The organism is Diaphorobacter oryzae DSM 22780 (genome assembly GCF_059568935.1).
This window is the reverse complement of the sequence record NZ_JCANUL010000002.1, coordinates 450,207-473,325: the sequence shown is the minus strand read 5'-3', so window position 1 is coordinate 473,325 and position 23,119 is coordinate 450,207. Positions and strand designations below refer to the sequence as shown.

General features: G+C 69.1%; 22 protein-coding genes. 13 read left to right on the top strand and 9 right to left on the bottom strand.

The features are described 5' to 3' along the window. Positions 1-13: 13 nt before the first annotated feature. Positions 14-610 carry an exosortase H gene (gene xrtH, locus BP68_RS05420; RefSeq protein WP_496369591.1) on the bottom strand — a complete coding sequence of 199 codons (597 nt, stop codon included), beginning with the start codon at positions 608-610 and terminating at the stop codon, positions 14-16. Between the two features lie 104 nt (positions 611-714). Further along, positions 715-2,682, bottom strand: coding sequence for a molecular chaperone HtpG (gene htpG / locus BP68_RS05415; protein ID WP_496369590.1), 1,968 nt, complete (start codon positions 2,680-2,682; stop codon positions 715-717). A 205-nt stretch (positions 2,683-2,887) separates the two neighbouring features. Between htpG and BP68_RS05410 the strand changes: the two genes are divergently transcribed. Genes BP68_RS05410 through BP68_RS05400 form a run of 3 tightly spaced genes read left to right on the top strand, consistent with a single transcriptional unit; the run spans position 2,888 to position 4,463 of the window. After that, entirely contained in the window at positions 2,888-3,295 is a 408-nt protein-coding gene (locus BP68_RS05410) for a cupredoxin domain-containing protein (RefSeq protein ID WP_496369589.1), read from the top strand. Between the two features lie 5 nt (positions 3,296-3,300). Then, positions 3,301-3,945 (top strand): DUF1571 domain-containing protein, encoded by a 645-nt coding sequence (locus BP68_RS05405; protein ID WP_496369588.1) that lies wholly within the window; start codon positions 3,301-3,303, stop codon positions 3,943-3,945. Between the two features lie 14 nt (positions 3,946-3,959). After that, on the top strand, positions 3,960-4,463 hold the full coding sequence (locus BP68_RS05400) for an SRPBCC family protein (RefSeq protein WP_496369587.1): 504 nt from the start codon (positions 3,960-3,962) through the stop codon (positions 4,461-4,463). A 91-nt stretch (positions 4,464-4,554) separates the two neighbouring features. Here the strand turns inward: BP68_RS05400 and BP68_RS05395 are convergent, their stop codons facing one another. From BP68_RS05395 to BP68_RS05380, 4 genes are all read right to left on the bottom strand, one after another. Continuing rightward, positions 4,555-5,523 carry a pseudouridine synthase gene (locus BP68_RS05395; protein WP_496369586.1) on the bottom strand — a complete coding sequence of 323 codons (969 nt, stop codon included), beginning with the start codon at positions 5,521-5,523 and terminating at the stop codon, positions 4,555-4,557. A gap of 29 nt (positions 5,524-5,552) precedes the next feature. Continuing rightward, on the bottom strand, positions 5,553-6,368 hold the full coding sequence (locus BP68_RS05390; protein WP_496369585.1) for a Crp/Fnr family transcriptional regulator: 816 nt from the start codon (positions 6,366-6,368) through the stop codon (positions 5,553-5,555). Between the two features lie 160 nt (positions 6,369-6,528). Continuing rightward, on the bottom strand, positions 6,529-7,275 hold the full coding sequence (locus tag BP68_RS05385; protein ID WP_496369584.1) for a general secretion pathway protein GspB: 747 nt from the start codon (positions 7,273-7,275) through the stop codon (positions 6,529-6,531). Positions 7,276-7,279: 4 nt separating this feature from the next. Then, positions 7,280-8,983 (bottom strand): ExeA family protein, encoded by a 1,704-nt coding sequence (locus BP68_RS05380; RefSeq protein WP_496369583.1) that lies wholly within the window; start codon positions 8,981-8,983, stop codon positions 7,280-7,282. Between the two features lie 229 nt (positions 8,984-9,212). Here BP68_RS05380 and BP68_RS05375 point away from each other — a divergent pair, with 229 nt between their 5' ends. The 9 genes from BP68_RS05375 (at position 9,213) to BP68_RS05335 (ending at position 20,169) form a co-directional block, all read left to right on the top strand. Then, a complete protein-coding gene (locus BP68_RS05375; RefSeq protein ID WP_496369582.1) occupies positions 9,213-11,147 on the top strand; it encodes an AMP-dependent synthetase/ligase in 1,935 nt (644 codons plus the stop codon). A gap of 20 nt (positions 11,148-11,167) precedes the next feature. Continuing rightward, positions 11,168-11,953 carry an ABC transporter ATP-binding protein gene (locus BP68_RS05370; RefSeq protein WP_496369581.1) on the top strand — a complete coding sequence of 262 codons (786 nt, stop codon included), beginning with the start codon at positions 11,168-11,170 and terminating at the stop codon, positions 11,951-11,953. A 28-nt stretch (positions 11,954-11,981) separates the two neighbouring features. After that, positions 11,982-12,911 (top strand): branched-chain amino acid ABC transporter permease, encoded by a 930-nt coding sequence (locus BP68_RS05365; protein ID WP_496369580.1) that lies wholly within the window; start codon positions 11,982-11,984, stop codon positions 12,909-12,911. 28 nt (positions 12,912-12,939) lie between these two features. After that, positions 12,940-14,016 carry a branched-chain amino acid ABC transporter permease gene (locus tag BP68_RS05360; protein ID WP_496369579.1) on the top strand — a complete coding sequence of 359 codons (1,077 nt, stop codon included), beginning with the start codon at positions 12,940-12,942 and terminating at the stop codon, positions 14,014-14,016. A 79-nt stretch (positions 14,017-14,095) separates the two neighbouring features. Continuing rightward, positions 14,096-15,421, top strand: coding sequence for an ABC transporter substrate-binding protein (locus BP68_RS05355; protein WP_496369578.1), 1,326 nt, complete (start codon positions 14,096-14,098; stop codon positions 15,419-15,421). A gap of 222 nt (positions 15,422-15,643) precedes the next feature. Next, a complete protein-coding gene (locus BP68_RS05350; protein ID WP_496369577.1) occupies positions 15,644-16,453 on the top strand; it encodes an ABC transporter ATP-binding protein in 810 nt (269 codons plus the stop codon). Positions 16,454-16,547: 94 nt separating this feature from the next. Then, positions 16,548-17,795 (top strand): phenylacetate--CoA ligase family protein, encoded by a 1,248-nt coding sequence (locus BP68_RS05345; protein WP_496369576.1) that lies wholly within the window; start codon positions 16,548-16,550, stop codon positions 17,793-17,795. 177 nt (positions 17,796-17,972) lie between these two features. Beyond that, positions 17,973-18,962: a tripartite tricarboxylate transporter substrate-binding protein gene (locus tag BP68_RS05340; RefSeq protein WP_496369575.1), complete on the top strand. Its 990-nt coding sequence runs from the start codon at positions 17,973-17,975 to the stop codon at positions 18,960-18,962. Positions 18,963-19,131: 169 nt separating this feature from the next. Then, the gene (locus BP68_RS05335) at positions 19,132-20,169 is read left to right on the top strand and encodes a Bug family tripartite tricarboxylate transporter substrate binding protein (protein WP_496369574.1); all 1,038 of its coding nucleotides are present in this window, start codon (positions 19,132-19,134) and stop codon (positions 20,167-20,169) included. Positions 20,170-20,185: 16 nt separating this feature from the next. Here the strand turns inward: BP68_RS05335 and BP68_RS05330 are convergent, their stop codons facing one another. Together BP68_RS05330 and BP68_RS05325 are read right to left on the bottom strand one after the other, a co-directional pair. Beyond that, on the bottom strand, positions 20,186-20,509 hold the full coding sequence (locus BP68_RS05330) for a DUF1840 domain-containing protein (protein WP_496369573.1): 324 nt from the start codon (positions 20,507-20,509) through the stop codon (positions 20,186-20,188). 19 nt (positions 20,510-20,528) lie between these two features. After that, positions 20,529-21,821: a class I SAM-dependent methyltransferase gene (locus tag BP68_RS05325; protein WP_496369572.1), complete on the bottom strand. Its 1,293-nt coding sequence runs from the start codon at positions 21,819-21,821 to the stop codon at positions 20,529-20,531. A 311-nt stretch (positions 21,822-22,132) separates the two neighbouring features. Between BP68_RS05325 and BP68_RS05320 the strand changes: the two genes are divergently transcribed. After that, entirely contained in the window at positions 22,133-22,303 is a 171-nt protein-coding gene (locus tag BP68_RS05320; protein ID WP_496369571.1) for a hypothetical protein, read from the top strand. A gap of 53 nt (positions 22,304-22,356) precedes the next feature. Here BP68_RS05320 and BP68_RS05315 read toward each other — a convergent pair whose 3' ends face one another. Then, positions 22,357-23,040 carry a DNA-3-methyladenine glycosylase I gene (locus tag BP68_RS05315; RefSeq protein WP_496369570.1) on the bottom strand — a complete coding sequence of 228 codons (684 nt, stop codon included), beginning with the start codon at positions 23,038-23,040 and terminating at the stop codon, positions 22,357-22,359. Positions 23,041-23,119 lie beyond the last annotated feature (79 nt).

Below are 23,119 nucleotides of genomic sequence, written 5' to 3'. Positions count from 1 at the left end.
CTGGTCAGCGGGTTCAGCGGGGCGACAGGTCGAGCGAGGAGCTCACCAGCCCCTGGCCCTTGTCCGAGCGCGGCGCCACGGGGCGCACGGGCGGCGCGGGCGGCTCATCGGGCGGCGGCAGGTCCTGCGGCTGGGACTTGGCGCCGGCGCGCACCCACAGCAGCCAGACGATGAGCACGTCCAGCATGATCAGGCCCTGCCAGAGGAATTCGTGGGCGAAGTTGAACACATCCATGTTCCACTGCCCCAGGTAGAACAGGCTGATCACCCGCACCACGTTGAGCGCCTGCACGGCCACGAAGCCGGCCACCAGGCCCAGCAGCTTGTGGCGCCAGGTGGAGGGAAAGGCCATCACGGCGGCGAACAGCACGATGCAGGCCTCGATGCCGTTGCACCCCGGCTCGATGGACACGCCGAAGCCCGTCTCGGTGTTCCACAGCACCTTGCCCTGGGCCGCGGCCGTGCTGTCGAACCAGGTCACCAGGCCCGCGCAGATGCGCGCCAGTAGCGCCGTCCAGGGCAGCACCAGGTGCTGCTGCACCCAGTTCAGCATGTTGAGGCCGAACAGCGAGAGCTGGATGGCGAGAAAGAGCAGGAAAAAGCGCAGCATGGTCAATCACGGGCGATGGGCCAAGGAACGGTGGGGCGGCACGCGGGCCGTGGGCATTATCCACGGCCCGGTGCCGCGCGCCCCCTGCGCTCCTGCGCCGGCGCTTACGCCAGCAGCGCGTTCACCCGCTTGACGTAGGCCGCCGGGTCCTCGGGCAGGCCGCCTTCGGCGAGCAGCGCCTGGTCGAACAGGATCTGCGCCAGGTCGTGGAAGTGCACGCTGCCGTCGAGCTTCTTGACCAGCGGGTGCTCGGGGTTCACCTCCAGCACGGGCTTGGACTCGGGCGCCTGCTGACCGGCCTGCTTGAGCATGCGCGCGAGCTGGTTGCTCATGCCGCCGTCCTGCACCACCAGGCAGGCGGGCGAATCGACCAGGCGGGTGGTCACGCGCACATCCTCGGCCTTGTCCTTGAGGGCCTCCTTGAGCTTGGCCAGCACGGGCTTGAAGGCCTCGGCAGCCTCCTCGGCGGCCTTCTTCTCGGCCTCGTCCTGCAACTGGCCCAGGTCCACGGCGCCCTTGGCCACGGACTGCAGCGGCGTGCCGTCGAAGTCGTGCAGGTAGTTCAGCGCCCACTCGTCCACGCGGTCGGTCATGAGCAGCACCTCGATGCCCTTCTTCTTGAAGACCTCGAGCTGCGGGCTGTTCTTGGCGGCGGCCAGGGTGTCGGCGGTGATGTAGTAGATGGCCTCCTGGCCCTCCTTCATGCGCGCCTTGTAGTCGGCAAACGACACGCTGGGCGTGTCCGAGGTGGTGGAGGCGAAGCGCAGCAGCTTGGACAGGCGCTCGCGATTGGCAAAGTCCTCGCCCAGGCCCTCCTTGAGCACGGCGCCGAACTCGGCGTAGAACTGCGTGTACTTGCCCTCCTTGGCCTTGTCCTCTTCGCTGACCACGTCGGTCACGCCGTCGGCGTCTGCCTCGGCGCCGGCCGCGTGCCGGTCGTGCTTGGCCAAGTCTTCCAGCATAGACAGCACGCGCTTGACCGAGCCATCACGGATCAGCCGCACGTCGCGGCTTTCCTGCAGCAGCTCGCGGCTCACGTTCAGCGGCAGGTCGCTGGAGTCGATCACGCCCTTGACGAAGCGCAGGTAGCTGGGCATGAGCGCCTCGGCGTCGTCCATGATGAACACGCGCTTCACGTACAGCTTCACGCCGGCCTTCTTGTCGCGGTTCCACAGGTCGAACGGCGCCTTGGCGGGGATGTACAGCAGCTGCGTGTACTCGGTGTTGCCCTCGACGCGGTTGTGGCTCCAGGTCAGCGGGTTCTCGAAGTCGTGGCTGATCGACTTGTAGAAGTCCTGGTACTGCTCCTCGGTGATGTCCTTCTTGGGCCGCGTCCACAGCGCGCTGGCCTTGTTCACGGTCTCCCACTCGCCGGTCTTGACCATCTGGCCGGGCTCGCCCTCCTTCTCGGCCTCCTTCCATTCCTCCTTTTCCATGAGGATGGGCAGGCTGATGTGGTCGGAGTACTTGCCGATGATCTGCTTGAGCTGCCAGGCGTTCAGGTATTCGTCCGCATCCTCGCGCAGGTGCAGGATCACGCTGGTGCCGCGCGCCGCGCGCTCGATCGGCTCCACCTCGAAGTCCCCGGCACCGCTGCTGACCCAGCGCACGCCCTGGGCCGCGGGCAGGCCCGCGCGGCGGCTTTCCACGGTGATCTTGTCGGCCACGATGAAGCCCGAATAGAAGCCCACGCCGAACTGGCCGATGAGCTGCCCCTGCTCGCTCGCCGTGGCCTTCTGGTCGCCCGAGAGCTTGCTCATGAAGTCCTTGGTGCCGCTCTTGGCGATGGTGCCCAGGTGGTCGATGGCCTCCTGCGCGCTCATGCCGATGCCGGTGTCGGTGATGGTCAGCGTGCGCGCCGCCTTGTCGAAGGACACGCGCACCTCCAAGTTCGACTGGTCTTCGTACAGCGCGCTGTCGTTCAGCGCCTCGAAGCGCAGCTTGTCGCAGGCGTCGGAGGCGTTGGAGACCAGCTCGCGCAGGAAGATCTCCTTGTTGGAGTACAGCGAATGCGTGACCAGGTGCAGCAGTTGCGTCACTTCGGCCTGGAAGGAATGGGTGTGCTTGCTCATGGAAATGTCTAGGGTCGAAAGAAGAAGGGCGAAAGGGTACAGCCTCCGGCATGGCCGGAACGCCCCCGCATCTGGGGGCGAAGCGGCGGGCTTCAAGGGCCGGGGGCCAAGGCATTGAATGCCGCGGCCCCCGGTGTGAGAATGCCCCAGGGGCCCCGCCTTGCCGCGCGGCCCGCTCCTCGCAACCGGCATCGGGAGGCACATCATGTCCCGCAGCATCCCCGGCATGGTTTTCCGCATCCTGGCGGCCGCGGCGCTGTGGCCGCTGGCGGCCCCCGCGCAGGACGCCACCGCCACGGTGGACGCCGACGGCGTGCAGCACATCGCCATCGTCGGCGGCAGCTACTTCTTCCAGCCATCGCACATCGTGGCGCGCGCCCACCAGCCGCTGGAGATCCGCCTGCGCATGGAGCCCGGCCTGGTCCCGCACCGCTTCGTGCTGGACGGCCCGGGCGGCCAGCAGCTGGCCGACGTGCCGCTGGGCACGCAGGAGCAGACCCTGCGCCTGACCTTGCCGCCCGGCAGCTACCGGTTCTACTGCCCCAACCGGCTGCTGCTGCTGCCAAGCCACCGCGAGCGGGGCATGGCCGGCGTGCTGCAGGTGCAGGAGTAGCGCGCATGCGCTGGCGCTGGCCCGCACTGGTGCTGCTGAGCCTGCTGCCCCTGTCCGCCATGGCCGACCCGCTGACCCAGGCCGAAGCCCGCTTCGCCGCGCTGCACAGCTACCAGGTCACGCTGCGCTCGAGCGACGCCGCGGGCGAGCAGGAGGTGATCCGCTACTTCTTCCGCAAGCCCGGCTGGGTGCGCATGGATTTCGAGCGGCCACACCACGGCGCCGTGCTGGTCTACGCGCCGGACACCCGGCGCGTGCGCCTGTGGCCCTTCGGCCTGGGGCGCTGGCCCGCGCTGGACCTGGCGCCCGATTCCCCGCTGCTGCGCAACCCGCACGGCCACCGCGTCGACCGCTCGGACGTGGGCATGCTGCTGGCCAAGATGCGGGCGCTGCGCGAGCGCGGCGGCGCGCTGCCGCTGGGCGACACGGTCCTGGCCGGCCGGCCGGCGACCGGGCTGGAAATCACCGGCGCGGCCGGCACCGCAGCCGGTGCGGACACGGCGCACCGCTACCGGATCTGGCTGGCGCGCGACACCGACTTTCCGCTGCGCGTGGACAGCTTCGGCGCCGACGGCCGCCTGATCGAGTCCGTGGACATGGGCGATGCGCGCATCGACGTGGACTTCCCGGACGGCTTCTTCACCCCCTGAGCCCACCACGCCGCATGCCCGGGACCGACGCCACCGTCTTCCGCCTGCGCACCCAGTGGCGCTTCGATGCGCCGCGTGCCGCCGTCTGGCAGGCCCTCGCCGACGCAGACGGCTGGCCCGCCTGGTGGCCGGGCATCGCCAGCGAGACCCTGGACCCCGGCGATGCCCGGGGCGTGGGCGCGCTGCGGCGCTACACCTGCCGCGGCGCCCTGCCCCTGCGCCTGCACTTCGTCGCCCGGGTCACGCGCGTCGTGCCGCTGCGGCTGATCGAGGGCCGGGCCTGTGGCGACCTGACCGGCATGGGCCGCTGCCGCCTGAGTCATGCCCGGGGACAGACCACCGTGCGCTTCGACTGGCAGGTGCGCACCAGCGGCTTCTGGCTGCGCCGCCTGGCGCCGCTGGCCCACGCGCTGCTGCGCTGGAACCACGACCGGCTCATGCGGGCCGGCGGCCGGGGGCTGGAGCGCCACCTGGCCCGGGCCGCAGCCGCCGGACTTATCGAAAAAGAGAGCGGCTAGCGCTTACCCAGCAACAACTTCAGGCCAATTACCACCTGAAACCTTTCAAGAACATGCGCAAACAGCTCACTTTTTTGAAAGAGACGCGCCCTCAGAAGCGCTCGCCCGGCGCCAGATAGCGCCACTGCCCCGGCGGCAGCTTGCCCAGCAGCACCTGGCCGATGCGGATGCGCTTGAGCCCCACCACCCTCAGCCCCACCTGTTCGCACATGCGGCGGATCTGGCGCTTCTTGCCCTCCGTCAGCACGAAGCGCAGTTGCTCGGGGTTCTGCCACTCCACCAGCGCGGGCTTGAGCGCCTGCCCGTCCAGCGACAGGCCGTGGTTGAGCAGCGCCAGCCGGTCCACGGGGAAGGCGGCGCGCACGTCCTGCGTGCGCTCGCCGTACTCCACACGCACCAGGTATTCCTTGTCCACCGTCGAGTCCTCGCCGATGAGATGGCGCGCAACGCGCCCGTCCTGCGTGAGCACCAGCAGGCCCACGGAGTCGATGTCCAGCCGCCCGCAGGGCGCCAGGCCCTTGAGCTGGCCGGGCGCGAAGCGCGTGCGGCTCGGGTCGTCGCGCCAGTGCGTGCGCGGGTTGATCAGGGCCACGGCCGGCGTGTGGCCGTCCTCGGCCTGGCCGCTCACGTAGCCCATGGGCTTGTGCAGCAGGATGGTCACCTGCTGGCGCTGGTGGCCCTGCGCGGCGCGGTCCACCTCGATGCGGTCCTGCGGCCCCACCTGCAGGCCCATGGCCGCCACCTGGCCGTTGACGCGCACCCAGCCCTGGGCGATCCAGTCGTCGGCCTCGCGGCGCGAGCACAGGCCCAGGTCGGCCATGCGCTTGTTCAGGCGCACGCGGCCCTCGCCATCCGCCGGCGCGCGCGCGGGCGTGGCAGGCGCGGTGCGGGCGGCAGGCGCGGTGCGCGCTGCAGGTGTGGTGCGTGCGGGCGGCGCCGGGCGGGCCGCCGGTGCGGGGCGCGGGGGCGGGCTGGCGGGGCGGCGCAGCACCAGGCGTGCGCGCGGTGCGGCGTCAGGCGGCGGAGCGGACGGCGGGGTGCGGGAGGGCGTATCGGGCATGGCGCTATTGTCTCGCGCCGCGCCCCCGCTCAGATCATGGCGGCGGGCTCGGCCAGGTCCGGCAGCGCCGGTGCGTGCCCGCCGGCGGCCGCCTTGCGGCGCCCGCGCAGGCGGCCGTCCTCGGCCGGGGCCTGGCGCGGAAACAGGCTGTTGCGCAGCGCCTGCAGGTCCAGCACGCGCAGCCCCCCATATTCGACGCGGATCGCGCCCTGCGCCTCCAGGATGGCCAGCGCCTCGTTCACGCGCTGGCGCGACAGGCCCACCAGGTAGGCCAGCTCCTGCTGGGTGATGCGCAGCACCTCGCCCACGCCGGGGTAGAGCACGGGGTTGAACAGCGCCGCCAGGTTGCGCGCCACGCGCAGGTCGGGGCTGCCCAGGCGGTCGATCTCGCGCGCCGAGATGAACTGCCCCAGGCGCTCGTTGAGCTGGTTCATCACGAAGCGGTTGAAGCCGATGGAGTGGTCGAGCAGCCAGTGGAAGGTGTCCATGGGCAGACCCGCCACCACGCTCTTGCGCAGGGCCTGGATGTTGTAGCGGTAGGGCTCGCGCTTGACGGCCGTGCCCTCGCCGAACCAGCCGCCGGGCGGCACGCCGGTGAAGGTCATGGTCATGCCGTCGGCGTTGTCAGCGCTCATCTTCAGCAGGCCCTCGACCACGCCGAACCAGTAGGTCACGGGCCGGCCCACGCGGCACACGTAGTCGCCGGGATGCGCATCGCCCACCACCAGGGCGGCGGCGGCGCGCTCGCGCTCGGCGGGCAGCAGCAGGCCCATCCAGGGAATGCCGCCCAGTTCGTGCGCGGAAGGGGGGCGGCGCCGCTGGTGCAGGGAGGCATCTTGGTTCATGCCCCCGAGCATGACGCGAAACCGGCCCGGCGTGGCAGGGGGAATACCACGAAGCGGGCGCCGCGGCCGGGCGCCTTACCTGGGATTGATTGCTATATTTTTAATAGCTTTCGGCGCTTTATGGGTGAGCGCAAAGACCATTTTTCATGCAAACCGTATCTCACTGCGAGGGCAGTGCATAGCGGTAGCCGCGGAACGCCCAGACCGTGCGGCCCGGTTCGATGCGGTCGAGCACCAGGCCCGGGGCGGCCTGTTCGCCCTCGTGCAGCACCTGGCCGTTGACGATGACCATGCGGTGCTGCGGGTTGGCGGAATAGGTCACGCCCGCCAGCTGCAGCGTGGGCAGCTGCTCGCGCACGGCGGGCGGCAGGTCGCCCTGGGCGAAGACCGGCGCGGCGGGCGCTTCGGCCGCCGGCGGGCGCGTCGGCGGGGTGCGCGCGGGCTCGGCCCGCGCGGCGGGACGCGCCGGCTCACGCGCAGCGGGCTGTTCCCGCGCCGGTACGGCACGCTTGGCAGGGGCCGGCTTGGGCTCCGGTGCTGGTGCCGGTGCTGGTGCTGGTGCTGGTGCTGGTGCCGGTGCTGGTGCTGGTGCCGGTGCTGGTGCTGGTGCCGGTGCGGCCGGCGGCGCCGGTGCCACGGGCGCGGGCGGCGTCACGACGGGGGCCACGGGTGGCGCCTGGACGACGACCACCGCCGGGCGCGACAGCGTGCGCCACAGCCACCAGCCACCGCCCGCCAGGCCCGCGCCCAGCGCCAGCGCGGCCAGCGCCCAGGCCACGCCGCGCGCCGGTGCCGCGCCGGCGGCGGGCAGGCCGGCCACGGGCGTGGCCGGGGTGTGCAGCCCCGGCACGCTGCCCCGTCCCCGTTCGGCTTGTGCGCGCCGCAGCGCATCCAGGATGTAGGACATGGGTTCAGGCTCCGCGGTGCAGACGTGGTTCTTGCACGCCGGCGGCGCGGTTGAGCAACATCAGGGTCAGGGGACCGGCCTGGCCGTCGGGCGTCAGCCCCCGGCCCAGCTGGAACTGGTGGATGCGCGCGCGCCGCGCCGCGGGCGTCACGCCGCGCGCCGCGGCCGGGCCGGCGCCGGCCAGCGCCAGTTGCCGGTCCAGCCAGGCGGCGCCGGCCGCGGTGGCGGAGATGTCGCCGCCGGCCGGCAGGTTGGCGGGCGCCTTCCACAGCGTGGCGATCTCGCCGCGCCACAGCGGGGCCAGCTCTGCCACCGGAACCTGCAGCCGCATGCCGTCCGCGCCTTCGAGCGCGGCCGTTTCGCCCTCCAGCTGCCGCAGCACGGCGGCCACGGCGGCCGAGCCGTCGGGCGGCTGCAGCGTGAGCAGCACCGGCCGGTCGATCTGGCGCAGCAGGTTCAGGCTGGCGCGGCGGCTGCGGTAGCAGCGCAGGCCCTCGGGCGCCAGCGCGGCGCAGGGGTCCGCGGCATCGGCCGGCAGATCGGCCTGCCACGCCCGTGCGAGCACGCGCCAGGCCGCCGCGCCGCCGTCCGCCTGGGCGGCCAGGAACTGCGCCAGCGTAGGCGCGGCGGCGGAAGCGGCCGCAGGCACCGAGGCTGCGGACGCCGCCGGCAAGGCGACCGGCGCTGCCAAAGTCGAAGCGGACGCAGAAGCAGCGACCGCCGGCACCGGCGCCCGCGCGGTCGCGCCGCCCCCGCCTCCCGCCACGGGCGGCCACCAGCCCATGGCCCAGGCCAGCCCGCCCACGGCGGCCGCTCCCAGCAGCCCGCCCGCCCCTGCCGCCAGCCAGCGCGAGCGCCGGCCCGTGGGGTGCGGCGCGGCCGCGGCGGGCGCATCGAACACCTCGCGGGCGGCCTTGCGCACCATGGCGTCGCTGACTTCGCGCACGCCGGCAGCGTAGGCGCCCAGCAGCACGCGGTCGCACAGCAGGTTGATGCGCCGGGGCACGCCGCCGGTCAGGGCATGCACGCGCGCCAGCGCCCGGCGCTGAAAGGGCAGCGCCCCCTGCAGCCCGGCCACGGCCAGGCGATGGGCGATGTACTGGCGCGTTTCATCCGCGCTCAGGGCATCCAGGTGGTAGCGCGCGATCACGCGCTGGGCGAGCTGCTCCAGCGACGGGCTGGCCACCATGGCGCGCAGCTCGGGCTGGCCGATGAGGATGATCTGCAGCAGCTTGCGCTCGCTGGTCTCCAGGTTGGTGAGCAGGCGCAGCTGCTCCAGCACGTCGGGCGCCAGGTTCTGGGCCTCGTCGATGATGAGCACGTTGTTGCGCCCCGCGGCGTGCTGGCGCAGCAGGAATTCGTTGAGCGGATCGAGACAGTCCTTGACCGTCTCGGCGCCGGGCGCCGCGGGCCGGTGCGCCACGCCGAACTCGTCGCAGATGGAGCGCAGCAGCTCGGGCACCGTGAGCTTGGGATTGAAGATGTAGGCAACGTTGCAGTGCGCAGGAATCTGCTCCAGGAAGCAGCGGCACACGGTGGTCTTGCCCGTGCCGATCTCGCCCGTGAGCAGCACGAAGCCGCCGCCCGCGTCCAGTCCATAGAGCAGATGGGCCAGCGCCTCGCGGTGCCGCTCACTCATGAACAGGTAACGCGGGTCGGGGGCGATGGAGAACGGCGGGTGTTCGAGTCCGAAGAACGGGGCGTACATGGCAGCGAGGATAGCGCCCCGACCGGGGCACGGACGCGGCACGCGGGCCGCCGCCTTTCAGGGCCGACTCTGCGGCGATTCAGGGTTTGACCCCTGAGGATTAACCCTGGAATTGTCGTCGCAAAGACAAGATAACGTCAAAGTCATTCCTACCATTGGTTGCAATCGTGTGGCGGAACGTTCTCTTACGGCATTCCGCTGCCTTCCACAGAACTCGATAGGAACAGGAATGAAGACCACATTCCCCCATCTACTGTTGCAACATGCCGCGCAGCGGCCCGAAGCGGCGGCCTTGCGCGAGAAAGAATATGGCATCTGGCAGAGCTGGAGCTGGAAGGCCGTGGCCACCGAGGTGCGCCACATGGCCTGCGGCCTGCTGTCGCTGGGATTTACCAGGGGCCAGAACCTGGCGCTGATCAGCGACAACCGGCCCCACCTGTACATGGGCTTCGTGGCTGTGCAAAGCGTTGGCGGCGTGCCCATCCCCCTGTACCAGGACGCCGTTGCCGCCGAGATGGTCTTCGTCATCAAGGACGCCGAGATCGCCTTCGCCTTCGCCGAGAACCAGGAGCAGGTGGACAAGCTGCTGGAGGTGCGCGAGTCCGTGGCCGGCATCCAGCACATCATCTATGACGACCCACGCGGCCTGCGCAACTACGACCAGCCCGGACTGATCAGCACCGCGCAGCTCGTCGCGCGGGGCGCCGAGTGGGACAAGGCCCACCCCGGCGCCTGGGAGGCGATGGTGGAGCGCATCGACCCGCAGGATGTCTCGGTGATCCTCTACACCTCGGGCACCACGGGCCAGCCCAAGGGCGTGTGCCAGACGCATGCCAGCTTCATCGCCTCCGCCCAGGGCGGCGTGGAAGTGGACCGCCTGGGCCCGCAGGACAACGTGATCTCCTACCTGCCGCCGGCCTGGGTGGGCGACCACCTGTTCTCGCTGGCGCAGTGGATCGTGGCGGGCTTCACCATCAACTGCCCCGAATCGGCCAGCACCGTCAACATCGACCTGCGCGAGATCGGCCCCACCTACTACTTCGCCCCGCCGCGCGTCTTCGAGGGCATGCTGACCTCAGTCTCCATCCGCATGGAGGACGCCGCCGCGCCCAAGCGCTGGCTGTTCGACAAGTGCATGCAGCTGGCGCGCCGCGTGGGTTCGGACATCCTCGACGGCAAGCCCGTGGGTGGCCTGGACCGCCTCAAGTACAAGCTGGCCGACCTGATGATCTACGGGCCGCTGCGCAACGTGATGGGCCTGTCGCGCATCCGCGTGGCCTACACGGCCGGCGCCGCCATCGGCCCCGACCTGTTCCGCTTCTTCCGCTCGATCGGCATCAACCTCAAGCAGCTCTACGGCCAGACCGAGACCTGCGCCTATGTCTGCGTGCAGCGCGACGGCCAGGTGGAACTCTCCAGCGTGGGCCAGGCCGCGCCGGGGATCGAACTCAAGATCGCCGACAACGGCGAGGTGCTGGTCAAGGGCGTGTCGGTGCTCAAGGAGTACTACAAGCGCCCCGATGCCACGGCCGAGGTCATCGACGCGAACGGCTACTTCCACACCGGCGACGCCGGCGTGATCGACGCCAACGGCCAGTTGCGCATCATCGACCGCGCCAAGGACGTGGGCAAGATGAGCACGGGCGCCATGTTCGCGCCCAACTACATCGAGAACAAGCTCAAGTTCTTCCCGCATGTGAAGGAAGCCGTGTGCTTCGGCAACCAGCGCGAGCAGGTCTGCGCCTTCATCAACATCGACTACGAGGCCGTGGGCAACTGGGCCGAACGCCAGGGCATCCCCTACGGCGGCTACGTGGACCTGGCCTCCAAGGCCAAGGTGCTCGAGTTGGTCGCCGACTGCATCGCCCAGGTCAACGCCGACCTGGCGGCCGAGGCCGGCATGGCCGACACCCAGGTGGCGCGCTTCCTGGTGCTGCACAAGGAACTCGACCCCGATGACGACGAGCTGACCCGCACCCGCAAGGTGCGCCGCAACTTCATCGCCGACAAGTACGGCGTGCTGGTGGATGCGCTGTACTCGGGCAAGACCGAGCAGTTCATCGAGACCCAGGTGAAGTTCGAGGACGGCCGCAAGGGCAGCGTGAGCGCCACGCTGAAGATCACCGACGCCAAGACCTTCCCCGCCGCCCGCGCCGCCGCCTGACACGCAACGAGGCCCTACACATGACCAGCAAGAAGATTGGCGACGTCATCCTGGACGTCAAGAACATCAGCCTCCGGTTCGGCGGCGTGAAGGCGCTCACCGACATCTCGTTCAATGTGCGCGAGCATGAGATCCGCTCCATCATCGGCCCCAACGGCGCCGGCAAGAGCTCCATGCTCAACTGCATCAACGGCGTCTACACGCCCTCGGAAGGCTCCATCACCTTCCGCGGCAAGACCTTCGACCACATGAACAGCCGCCAGGTGGCGGAGATGGGCGTGGCCCGCACCTTCCAGAACCTGGCGCTGTTCAAGGGCATGAGCGTGATCGACAACATCATGTCGGGCCGCAACCTCAAGATCAAAAGCAACATCCTGATGCAGGCGCTGCGCATCGGCCCGGCCGAGCGCGAGGAGATCGCGCACCGCGAGAAGGTCGAGCACATCATCGACTTCCTGGAAATCCAGGCCTTCCGCAAGACCCCCGTGGGCCAGCTGCCCTACGGCCTGCAAAAGCGCGTGGACCTGGGCCGCGCCCTGGCCATGGAGCCGCAGGTGCTGCTGCTGGACGAACCCATGGCCGGCATGAACGTGGAAGAAAAGCAGGACATGTGCCGCTTCATCCTCGACGTGAATGACGAGTTCGGCACCACCATCGTGCTGATCGAGCACGACATGGGCGTGGTGATGGACATCTCGGACCGCGTCGTTGTGCTGGACTACGGCAAGAAGATCGGCGACGGCGCGCCGGACGAAGTCCGCAACAACGAAGACGTGATCCGTGCCTATCTGGGCACGAGCCACTGAGGCGGGAACCACTAGGAGAGATGGGCAAATGGCATTCTTTCTCGAAACACTGATCGGCGGCCTCATGGCCGGCATGCTCTACGCGCTGGTGGCACTCGGCTTCGTGCTGATCTTCAAGGCCTCGGGCGTCTTCAACTTCGCGCAAGGAGCGATGGTGCTGTTCGCGGCCCTGGCCATGGCGCGCTTTGCCGAATGGATCCCGAAGTGGACCGGCATCGACAACGCCATCGTGGCGAACCTGGCGGCCTTCCTGATCGCGGGCATGTGCATGTTCGCCGTGGCCTGGCTCATCGAGCGCCTGGTGCTGCGCCACCTCGTGAACCAGGAGGGCGCCACGCTGCTCATGGCCACGCTGGGCATCACCTACTTCCTCGAAGGCCTGGGCCAGACCATCTTCGGCAGCGACATCTACAAGATCGACATCGGCATGCCCAAGGACCCCGTGTTCCTGCTGGAGTCCACGTTCCAGGGCGGCGTGCTGGTGAACAAGGAGGACGTGATCGCCGCCGGCATCGCTGCCGCGCTGGTGGTGCTGCTGAGCGTCTTCTTCCAGAAGACCAAGACCGGCCGCGCCCTGCGCGCCGTGGCCGACGACCACCAGGCGGCCCAGTCCATCGGCATTCCGCTGAACCATATCTGGGTCATCGTCTGGTGCGTGGCCGGCGTCGTGGCCCTGGTGGCCGGGATGATCTGGGGCTCCAAGCTGGGCGTGCAGTTCTCGCTGACCACGGTGGCGCTGCGCGCCCTGCCGGTGGTGATCCTGGGCGGCCTGACCTCGGTGCCCGGCGCCATCATCGGCGGCCTGATCATCGGCGTGGGCGAGAAGCTGTCCGAGGTGTACCTCGGCCCCTACGTGGGCGGCGGCATCGAGATCTGGTTCGCCTACGTGCTGGCACTCGTGTTCCTGCTGTTCCGTCCGCAAGGGCTGTTCGGCGAAAAGATCATCGACCGCGTCTGACCCCACAAGAACAACAAGGAGAGAGTCCATGTTCTACCGCGAAAACGGCCAATTCAAGACGACCTACAAGGCCGACCAGCAGATCTTCCCGATCACGCAGGACCGCCTCGCCATCCTGCTGCTGCTGGCCATGGCATTCCTGGTCGTGCCCATGCTGGCCTCCGACTATTTCTACCGCGCCATCCTGATCCCGCTGGTCATCATGTCCATGGCGGCCCTGGGCGTGAACATCCTGGTGGGCTACTGCGGCCAGATCTCCCTGGGTTCTGGCGCCTTCATGGCCGTGGGCGCCTACGGCGCGTTCAACTTCTTCGTGCGCTTTCCCGGCATGCCGCTGATTCCGGCGCTGATCCTGGGCGGCCTGTGCGCCACCTTCTTCGGCATCCTGTTCGGCCTGCCCAGCCTGCGGGTCAAGGGCCTGTACCTGGCCGTGGCCACGCTGGCGGCGCAGTTCTTCAGCGACTGGATGTTCCTGCGCATCAAGTGGTTCACCAACAACTCCGACTCCGGCTCGGTCTCGGTGAGCAACCTGCAGGTGCTGGGCATGCCCCTCGACAGCGCCATGAGCAAGTACCTGTTCTGCCTGGCTCTGCTGGTGGTGGTGGCCCTGCTGGCCAAGAACCTGGTGCGCGGCGCCATCGGCCGCGAGTGGATGGCCATCCGCGACATGGACGTGGCCGCCGCCGTGATCGGCATCCGCCCGATGTACGCCAAGCTCAGCGCCTTCGCTGTCAGCTCCTTCATCGTCGGCATGGCCGGCGCGCTGTGGGCCTTCGTGCACCTGAGTTCGTGGGAGCCGGCGGCCTTCTCGGTGGAGGTGTCGTTCCGGCTGCTGTTCATGGTGATCATCGGCGGCATGGGCTCCATCATGGGCTCCTTCTTCGGCGCCGCCTTCATCGTGGTGCTGCCCATCTTCCTGAACCAGTTCCTGCCCGCCGCGGCCAGCCTGTTCGGCATGGAGATCTCCACCGCCGCTGTGTCCCACGCCGAGCTGATGATCTTCGGCGCGCTGATCGTGTGGTTCCTCATCGTCGAACCCCACGGCCTGGCCAAGCTCTGGTCCATCGGCAAGCAGAAGATGCGTGTCTGGCCCTTCCCCCATTGATGTTTTTGCAAGGTGTGTTCCGCGCCCAGACAGGCGCAATTCAGGCGACGTTCCGATCCATCCACAAGGAGACAAAACCATGAAATTCACCCGACTCGCTGTAGCCGCCACGGTGGCATGTACCCTGGCAGGCTTTGCGGGCAGCGCAGCCGCGCAGGCCAAGGAGCAGTTCTTCCCGCTGCTGTCGTACCGCACCGGCCCCTACGCACCCAACGGCGTGCCATGGGCCAACGGCAAGCAGGACTACATCAAGCTGATCAATGCGCGCGACGGCGGCGTCAACGGCGTGAAGCTCACCTTTGAAGAGTGCGAAACCGGCTACGCCACCGACCGCGGCGTGGAATGCTACGAGCGCCTCAAGAGCCGCCCCGGCGTGACGCTGTTCGACCCCCAGGCCACCGGCATCACCTTCGCGCTGACCGAGAAGGCCCCCGTGGACAAGATCCCGCTGATGACGCTGGGCTACGGCCTGTCGGTGGCGCAGGACGGCATGGCGTTCAAGTGGAACTTCCCCTACATGGGCAGCTACTGGACCGGCGCCGACATCCTGATCCAGCACATCGGCAAGAACGCCGGCGGCCTGGACAAGCTCAAGGGCAAGAAGATCGCCCTGGTCTACCACGACAGCCCGTTCGGCAAGGAACCCATCCCGCTGCTGCAGGAACGCGCCAAGATGCACGGCTTCGACCTGCAGATGCTGCCCGTCACGGCGCCCGGCGTGGAGCAGAAGGCCACCTGGCTGCAGGTGCGCCAGAGCCGTCCCGACTACGTGCTGCTGTGGGGCTGGGGTGTGATGAACTCCACGGCCCTGAAGGAAGCCCAGGCCACGGGCTACCCGCGCGACAAGATGTACGGCGTGTGGTGGGCCGGTGCCGAGCCGGACGTGCGCGACGTGGGCGACGGTGCCAAGGGCTACCACGCACTGGCGCTCAACGGCCATGGCACGCAGTCCAAGGTCATGCAGGACATCCTCAAGCATGTGCATGGTGCCAACCAGGGCACGGGGCCGAAGGACGAAGTGGGCTCGGTGCTGTACACGCGCGGCGTGATCATCCAGATGCTGGGCGTGGAAGCCGTGCGCCGTGCGCAGGAGCGCTTCGGCAAGGGCAAGGTCATGACGGGCGAGCAGGTGCGCTGGGGCATGGAGAACCTGGCGCTGGACCAGAAGAAGCTCGATGCGCTGGGCTTCTCGGGCCTGATGCGCCCGCTGTCCACCAGCTGCGGCGACCACATGGGCTCCACCTGGGCCCGCGTGCACACCTGGGACGGCAAGAAGTGGGACTTCTCGTCCGACTGGTACCAGGCTGACGAGCAGATCCTCAAGCCGCTCATCAAGGCCGGCTCCGAGAAGTACCTGGCCGACAAGAAGATGACGCGCCGCGACGCGGCGGACTGCCAGTCTTGAGGGCATCCCCCTGAGGCGCTTACGCGCCTTCCCCCTTCTCTCGAATCGCTGCGCGATTCGGGAAGGGGGACGCCACCGGCGCGGCGGGGCGGCCCTTGCGCGGTGGCCCTGGCCTGGTCCGCGCCATATCAACGGCCGACGATGTAGCGGTTGCCCTCGGGCAGCCGCCAACCGAAAGGGTTGCGCCCGCAGCCCTTTCGATTGGCAAAGCGAGGCAACACCATGGACTCCAAAAAAATCGTTCTGAGCGTCAACGGCATCGAGGTCATCTACAACCACGTGATTCTCGTGCTCAAGGGCGTTTCGCTGCAGGTTCCGGAGCGCGGCATCGTCGCCATCCTGGGCGGCAACGGCGCGGGCAAGACCACCACGCTGCGCGCCATCTCCAACCTGCTCAAGGGGGAACGCGGCGAGGTCACCAAGGGCTCGATCGAGCTGCGCGGCGAGCAGATCCAGAACCTGTCGCCGGCCGAGCTGGTCAAGCGCGGCGTGGTGCAGGTCATGGAGGGCCGCCACTGCTTCGCCCACCTGACCATCGAGGAAAACCTGCTCACCGGCAGCTACACCCGCACGGACAAGGGCGAGATCGCGGCCAACCTGGAGAAGGTCTACAACTACTTCCCCCGGCTGAAGACGCGCCGCACCTCGCAGGCGGCCTACACCTCGGGCGGCGAGCAGCAGATGTGCGCCATCGGCCGGGCGATCATGAGCAACCCCAACATCGTGCTGCTCGACGAGCCCTCCATGGGCCTGGCGCCGCAGATCGTGGAGGAGGTATTCAACATCGTGAAGGACCTGAACGCCAAGGAGGGCACCACCTTCCTGCTGGCCGAGCAGAACACCAACATGGCGCTGAAGTACGCCGACTACGGCTACATCATGGAAAGCGGCCGCATCGTCATGGACGGCCCGGCGCAGGACCTGGCCAACAACGAAGACGTCAAGGAGTTCTACCTGGGCGTCGGCGGCGGCGAGCGCAAGAGCTTCAAGGACGTCAAGAGCTACAAGCGCCGCAAGCGCTGGCTGGCCTGATCGCTCCTAAATCAATAGCTGTCAGCGCTTTATGGATAAGCGCTGGAGGCACATTTAGCCCACAACCATCCTCCCCATGACAGGAGACCCAGGCATGAGCATGTTCTACGACGCCCTGGAAACCCGCGCCCCCGCCGAGCGCGAAGCCGCCCTGATGGCGGCATTGCCGCGCCAGATCGCCCATGCCCAGCAGGCCAGCCCCGCCTTTGCCGGCATCCTGGCCGGAACGGATGCGGCGGCCGTCACGGACCGCGCGGCCCTGGCCCGCCTGCCCGTGACGCGCAAGTACGAGCTGCTGGAGCGCCAGCAGGCCGCACGCGCCCAGGACGCCTTCGGCGGCTTCAGCGCGCTCACGTTCGGCGCGCGCATGCCCCGCGTGTTCGCCAGCCCCGGCACGATCTACGAACCCGAGGGCGCGCGGCCCGACTACTGGCGCATGGCGCGCGCCATGCATGCCGCGGGCTTTCGCCCCGGCGAGCTGATCCACAACAGCTTCAGCTACCACTTCGTTCCCGCCGGCTCCATGATGGAAACCGGCGCGCACGCCCTGGGCTGCACGGTGTTCGCCGGCGGCACGGGCCAGACCGAGCAACAGGTGCAGGCCATGGCCGAACTGCGCCCCGCCGGCTACATCGGCACGCCCAGCTTCCTGAAGATCATCCTGGAGAAGGCTTCCGAGCAGGGCGTCGCCCTGCCCAGCGTCACCAAGGCCCTGGTCTCCGGCGAGGCCTTCCCGCCCTCGCTGCGCGACTGGTTCGCCGAGCGCGGCGTGGCCGGCTACCAGTGCTACGCCACGGCCGACCTGGGCCTGATCGCCTACGAAACCAGCGCCCGCGAGGGCCTGGTGCTGGACGAGGGCGTGATCGTCGAGATCGTGCGTCCCGGCACGGGCGACCCCGTCCCCGAGGGCGAGGTGGGTGAGCTGGTGGTGACCACCCTCAACCCCGACTACCCGCTGATCCGCTTCGGCACCGGCGACCTCTCGGCCGTACTGCCGGGCCCGTGCCCCACGGGCCGCACCAACACCCGCATCAAGGGCTGGATGGGCCGGGCCGACCAGACCACCAAGGTGCGCGGCATGTTCGTCCACCCGGGCCAGGTCGCCGCGGTGGTCAAGCGCTTCCCGCAGGTGCTGCGCGCACGGCTGGTGGTCAGCGGGGAAATGGCCAACGACCAGATGCTGCTGCAGGTGGAGACCCTGGAAACCGCCGCCGGCCTGGCCCAGCAGCTGCAGGATGCCCTGCGCGAGACCACCAAGCTGCGCGGCGACGTGCAGATGGTGCCGCCGGGCAGCCTGCCCAACGACGGCAAGGTGATTGAGGACGCGCGCAGCTACCGCTGACGGACGCGCTGGCGCCGCCGTGGCCGCAAGGCGGCGCCCCGTTGCACCAGCCCGCTGCGGCCGTCAACCCCGGCGGGTCAAACGGCGCTCACTAACCAGGCGCCAGGGGCTCGGTGATTTCCTTGATGCCCGACAGTTATTTCACCTCTAATATTGCGCCTCATTTCTAGGAGCATCATGAAAACTACCCTCAAGATCGCCATGGGAGCGGCCGCCATCCTCGCCGCTTTCGGCGCCTCCGCTCAGGCCTACCCGGTCAAGGACAAGAACATCTCCATCGTCGTGCCCTTCTCGGCCGGCGGCCCCACCGACCGCGTGGCGCGTGACCTGGCCGAGGCCCTGCGCAAGCCCCTGGGCGGCGCCACCGTCGTCATCGACAACGCCGCCGGCGCCGGCAGCACCATTGGCGTGGCCAAGGTGGCCCGGGCCGCGCCCGATGGCTACACCCTGTTGCTCACCCACATCGGCATGGCCACCATTCCCACGCTGTACCGCAAGCTGCCGTTCAACGTGATGACCGACTTCGAGTTCCTGGGCATCGTCAACGACGTGCCCATGACCATCATCTCGCGCCCGACGCTGGAGGCGAACAACTACAAGGAACTGGCCACCTGGATCGCCCAGAACAAGGAAAAGGTGAATCTGGGCCATTCCGGCCTGGGCTCGGCCGGCCATTTGTGCGGCCTGATGTTCCAGCACGCACTGCAGTCGCACATGACGCCCGTGGCCTACAAGGGCGCGGCGCCCGCCATCACCGACCTGATCGGCGGCCAGATCGACCTGATGTGCGACCAGACCACCAACACCACGTCCCAGATCGAGGGCAAGAAGGTCAAGGCGTTTGCGGTGACCACCAAGGAACGCCTGAAGATGCCGGCGCTCAAAGATCTGCCCACGCTGCAGGAGAGCGGCCTGAAGGACTTCAACGTCTCGGTCTGGCACGGCCTGTATGCCCCCAAGGGCACGCCCGCCGCCGTGGTGGCACGCATCAACGAGGCGCTGCAGGTGGCCGTGAAAGACCCTGAGTTCATCAAGAAGCAGGAAGGCCTGGGCGCCGTGGTGGTAAGCGACAAGCGCGTGATGCCCGAGGAGCACAAGAAGTTCGTGCAGTCCGAGATCGACAAGTGGGGCATGGTGATCAAGGCGGCCGGCACCTACGCCGACTGAGGCCGCGCACACCGGCGGGGGCCTGACCACGGCCCCAACCACCCAACGCCCGATGCCCTGCATCGGGCGTTTTCGTTGGCGGTGCGGTCACCGCCCTGCGGGTAATCCTGCAGCCCCTGCCGGCCCGCATGGGCCTACAACCAGGGTTTCGCACACCCTGGGGGACCGCATGACGACGACCAACGCTTCACCACACCGCCTGCGGCGCCGGCCGATGCTGCTAGCCATCGGCGCGGCGCTCGCCGCGGGCCTGGGCGCCACCGGCCAGGTACAGGCCCAGGCCGGCCACTGGCCCGCCAAGCCCGTGCGCATCGTCGTGCCCTTTGCCGCCGGCGGCACCACCGACATCCTGGCGCGCGCCATCGCGCCCGAGCTGGGCAAGGCCTTCGGCCAGCCGTTCATCGTGGACAACCGCGGCGGCGCGGGCGGCAACATCGGCGCGGAACTGGTGGCCAAGGCGCCCGGCGACGGCTACACCCTGCTCATGGGCACGGTGGGCACACACGGCATCAACCGCGCGCTCTACAAGCACCTGCCCTATGACCCGATCAAGGACTTCGTGCCCGTCACGCTGGTGGCCTCGGTGCCCAACGTGATGGTCATGAACGCCGACAAGGCCCGCACCCTCGGCATCCACAGCGTGCAGGACTTCATCCGCTACGCCCAGGCCCATCCCGGCAGGCTCAACATGGCCTCCAGCGGCAACGGCACCTCGATCCACCTGGCGGGCGAGCTGTTCAAGAGCATGACCGGCACCTACATGCTGCACATGCCCTACCGCGGCTCGGCGCCGGCGCTGCTGGACATGGTGGGCGGCAACATGGACGTGATGTTCGACAACCTGCCCTCGTCCATGGCCCACATCAAGGGCGGCAAGCTCAAGGCCCTGGCGGTGACCAGCGCCCACCGCTCCACCGCCCTGCCCGACGTGCCCACGGTGGAAGAAGCCGGCGGCCCCGCGCTCAAGGGTTACGAGGCCAGCTCCTGGTTCGGCCTGCTCGTGCCCGCGGGCACGCCGCCCGACCTGGTGCAGCGCGTGCAGCAGGAGGTCGCCAAGGCGCTGGCCACGCCCGCGGTGAAGGAGCGGCTGCTGGCGCAGGGAGCGATTCCCGGCGGCAACACCAGCGCCGAATTCGCCGCCCTGATCGAGGCGGAGCACCGCAAATGGGCCCAGGTGGTCAAGGCCTCGGGCGCCAAGGTGGACTGAGCGCCGCGCCCGCCGCTTACCAGACCACGTCGGCGTCGTCCGCCGCGCTGCGGCGCAGCATGTCGATGAAGGGCGCCGCGCGCTGGCGCAGGCGCACGGTGTCGCGCCGCGGCTCCTGCTCGCCCTCCAGGTCTTCGCCCTCCTCGGCGGGTGCGCCGGCCTGCGCCTCATCCAAGGCCACGGCGGCCTCCAGTGCGCTGATGGCCCCGGGAATCTGCGCGACGGTCACGATGCCATGGGGCTCGTCGGGGGACTTGCCGATGATCTCCAGCAGCTGCCGCCCGTTGGGCTCCAGCATGATGAGATCGGCGGTGGCGCGGGATTTGAACTTGAACAGCATATGGACTCCAGACGAATGATCAGGGGGTGCCGTGCACGGCCGCCTGGCTGGCGTACATGTAGGCGCGATTGAAAGGATAGTCGGACTGCGCCCCCGGGAGTATCCCGCCCGCAGCGCTGGCGTCGGCGCGCGCGGCCAGCATCTGGTGCAGCGCGATCCAGCCCCGCTCGAACGCCAGGGCGCAGCCCGCCAGGTACAGGCGGTAGGCGCGCAGCGCCTTCTCGCCCTTGTCCGCGCCATGCTGGGCCACGAGGATGCGGCGCGCCTCGTCCTGGCGTGCCTCCAGCATGTCGGACCAGGCCCAGAGCGTGCGCGCGTAGTGCGGGCGCAGGTTCTCGGTGTCCAGCATCTCCAGCCCCGCGCGGGCCATGTCGTGCAGCACCGCGCTCACATGCAGCAGCTCGCCGCCGGGAAAGATGTAGCGCTCGATGAAGTCGCCCAGGCCGGCGCCCAGGCCGGCATTGTCCAGGCCGCCGGCCGTGATGCCGTGGTTCAGCAGCAGGCCGCCCGGGCGCAGCAGGCGGTGCGTGGTGGCGAAGTAGCGCTCCATCTGCGCCCGGCCCACATGCTCGAACATGCCAACCGAGGCGATCTTGTCGAAGGGCTGCTCCACCTGCAGTTCGCGGTAGTCCAGCAGCCGCACGCGCACGCGGCCCTGCAGGCCACGCTCCTCGATGAGCCGCTGCACATGGGCATGCTGGTTGCGCGACAGCGTGATGCCCGTGGCGTCCACGCCGTACTCCTGCGCCGCCCACAGCAGCAGGCCGCCCCAGCCGGCGCCGATGTCCAGAAAGCGCTCGCCGGGGCACAGCAGCAGCTTGCGGCAGATGTGGTCCAGCTTGGCCTCCTGCGCCTGGGCCAGCGTCATGTCGGCCGCGCGGTAGTAGGCGCAGGAATAAATGCGCCGCGGGTCCAGCCACAGGGCGTAGAAGTCGTCCGACAAGTCGTAGTGGAACTGGATGTGGCGCGCGTCATGGGCCATGGTGTGCGCAGCCATCGAGCGGGCCCGCAGCAGCACGCGCCGCCACCAGTTCGCCTGCTCGTCGTGCGCCGGGTCGAACCGGAGCATGGCCGCGGCCACCGTCATGAGCTGGCGCATGCTGCCCTCCAGCGCCACGCGGCCTTCGACGATGGCCGCGCCCACGTTGCCGATCTCGCCCATGGCCAGGGCCACGACGGCCATGCGGTCACGGAAATGCAGCCGCAGATCGGCGTTGGCATCGCCGAGGCGCACACCGCCCGGCAGTTCCACGGCCACCCCGACCGGCGACAGGGCCAGGCTGGCTTCCAGGGAATCGAGCAAATGCTTCATGGCACGTCCTCTTCCTCCGCGACAGCCCCGATTCTTGAAGGCGGCGCCCGGCCGCGTCAATGGGTGGCGGCCTGCCGGCCGGCGGCGCGGGGGGGGCCTGCCGCTCCCGGACGCGCCGTCATTTCAATGAAACAGGCCTCCAGCGCTTATACATCAAGCGCAAACAGCTATTAATTTAATAGCAAAAAGAACACTCCGAACCGCAGCGTACCCACGCGCCCCATGCCGCAGCCCAGCCGCCGGCGCCCGGTGCGGCAGCGCGGCTATGGCCTAATAGCGTGTTTTCATCGTTTTTCAATTCAGGAGCCACCATGGGCAACAAAATCGTCACCGAAGCCGACCGCAAGCGCACGCCCCGTCCCACCCCCATGCCCGGCATGCCCGTGGCCACGCACGGCCGCGGCCAGCGCGTGAGCCTGGAGCGCGGCGTGGCCACGCGCAGCAAGAAGAACCCTGGCAAGCGCAGCACCAAGGGCGGCTGATCGCCCCCCGCCGGACCGCTTCCGCGCCGCAAGCCCTCCGCCGGAGGGCTTTTTCATGCCTGCGCCACGGGCGGCACGAACGCGGCGCGCGCCGCCTCGGCCGCGGCGCGGGCGCCGCAGCCCTCAATGTGGTCGTTGACCAGGCCCATGGCCTGCATGAAGGCGTACATGGTCGTGGGGCCGACGAAGCTCCAGCCGCGCTTCTTCAGGTCCTTGGACAGCGCCACCGACGCGGCCGAGGTGGTGAGCGCGCGCACCGCCGCCAGCGTCATGCGCTCGGGCCGGTCCTGCGCCGCCTGCGGCGCATAGCGCCACACATAGTGCGCCAGCGAGCCGAACTCGCGGCGCAGCTCCAGCACGCGCCGCGCGTTGTGGATGGCCGACTCGATCTTGCCGCGGTGGCGCACGATGGCCGCGTTACCCAGCAGCTGCTCGACCTCGGCCGGGCCGAAGCGCGCCAGCTCCTCCGCCTCGAACCCGGCCAGCGCCGCGCGGAAGGCCTCGCGCTTGTTCAGGATGGTGAGCCAGCTCAGGCCCGCCTGGAAGCCCTCCAGGCACAGCTTCTCGAACAGGCGGCGATCGTCCGTCACGGGAAAGCCCCATTCGTGATCGTGGTAGTGGCGGTACAGGGGCGAGGCGCTGCACCAGAAGCAGCGCGCATGGCCGCCCTCGTCGGTGAACAGGCCGCCGGCGTCCGGCGCCGCCGGGGCGGCGGGGGTGGTAGAGGTTTCGGGCATGGCGGCATTGTGAAGCGCGGGCGCACCCCGCGTAAACCGGCCGGCCATGGCGGCTTGCTATGCTGGCCCGTCCGCCATC

What these genes read in the sequence shown, in the direction of transcription:
- BP68_RS05405 (WP_496369588.1), top strand. Translation starts at nt 3,301, where the DNA reads ATGCGCTGGCGCTGGCCCGCACTGGTGCTGCTGAGCCTGCTGCCCCTG.
- BP68_RS05345 (WP_496369576.1), top strand. Translation starts at nt 16,548, where the DNA reads ATGAGCATGTTCTACGACGCCCTGGAAACCCGCGCCCCCGCCGAGCGC.
- BP68_RS05335 (WP_496369574.1), top strand. Translation starts at nt 19,132, where the DNA reads ATGACGACGACCAACGCTTCACCACACCGCCTGCGGCGCCGGCCGATG.
- BP68_RS05315 (WP_496369570.1), bottom strand. Translation starts at nt 23,040, where the DNA reads ATGCCCGAAACCTCTACCACCCCCGCCGCCCCGGCGGCGCCGGACGCC.
- BP68_RS05330 (WP_496369573.1), bottom strand. Translation starts at nt 20,509, where the DNA reads ATGCTGTTCAAGTTCAAATCCCGCGCCACCGCCGATCTCATCATGCTG.
- BP68_RS05365 (WP_496369580.1), top strand. Translation starts at nt 11,982, where the DNA reads ATGGCATTCTTTCTCGAAACACTGATCGGCGGCCTCATGGCCGGCATG.
- BP68_RS05350 (WP_496369577.1), top strand. Translation starts at nt 15,644, where the DNA reads ATGGACTCCAAAAAAATCGTTCTGAGCGTCAACGGCATCGAGGTCATC.
- BP68_RS05320 (WP_496369571.1), top strand. Translation starts at nt 22,133, where the DNA reads ATGGGCAACAAAATCGTCACCGAAGCCGACCGCAAGCGCACGCCCCGT.
- xrtH (WP_496369591.1), bottom strand. Translation starts at nt 610, where the DNA reads ATGCTGCGCTTTTTCCTGCTCTTTCTCGCCATCCAGCTCTCGCTGTTC.
- BP68_RS05325 (WP_496369572.1), bottom strand. Translation starts at nt 21,821, where the DNA reads ATGAAGCATTTGCTCGATTCCCTGGAAGCCAGCCTGGCCCTGTCGCCG.
- BP68_RS05395 (WP_496369586.1), bottom strand. Translation starts at nt 5,523, where the DNA reads ATGCCCGATACGCCCTCCCGCACCCCGCCGTCCGCTCCGCCGCCTGAC.
- htpG (WP_496369590.1), bottom strand. Translation starts at nt 2,682, where the DNA reads ATGAGCAAGCACACCCATTCCTTCCAGGCCGAAGTGACGCAACTGCTG.
- BP68_RS05355 (WP_496369578.1), top strand. Translation starts at nt 14,096, where the DNA reads ATGAAATTCACCCGACTCGCTGTAGCCGCCACGGTGGCATGTACCCTG.
- BP68_RS05410 (WP_496369589.1), top strand. Translation starts at nt 2,888, where the DNA reads ATGTCCCGCAGCATCCCCGGCATGGTTTTCCGCATCCTGGCGGCCGCG.
- BP68_RS05360 (WP_496369579.1), top strand. Translation starts at nt 12,940, where the DNA reads ATGTTCTACCGCGAAAACGGCCAATTCAAGACGACCTACAAGGCCGAC.
- BP68_RS05370 (WP_496369581.1), top strand. Translation starts at nt 11,168, where the DNA reads ATGACCAGCAAGAAGATTGGCGACGTCATCCTGGACGTCAAGAACATC.
- BP68_RS05340 (WP_496369575.1), top strand. Translation starts at nt 17,973, where the DNA reads ATGAAAACTACCCTCAAGATCGCCATGGGAGCGGCCGCCATCCTCGCC.
- BP68_RS05390 (WP_496369585.1), bottom strand. Translation starts at nt 6,368, where the DNA reads ATGAACCAAGATGCCTCCCTGCACCAGCGGCGCCGCCCCCCTTCCGCG.
- BP68_RS05380 (WP_496369583.1), bottom strand. Translation starts at nt 8,983, where the DNA reads ATGTACGCCCCGTTCTTCGGACTCGAACACCCGCCGTTCTCCATCGCC.
- BP68_RS05385 (WP_496369584.1), bottom strand. Translation starts at nt 7,275, where the DNA reads ATGTCCTACATCCTGGATGCGCTGCGGCGCGCACAAGCCGAACGGGGA.
- BP68_RS05400 (WP_496369587.1), top strand. Translation starts at nt 3,960, where the DNA reads ATGCCCGGGACCGACGCCACCGTCTTCCGCCTGCGCACCCAGTGGCGC.
- BP68_RS05375 (WP_496369582.1), top strand. Translation starts at nt 9,213, where the DNA reads ATGAAGACCACATTCCCCCATCTACTGTTGCAACATGCCGCGCAGCGG.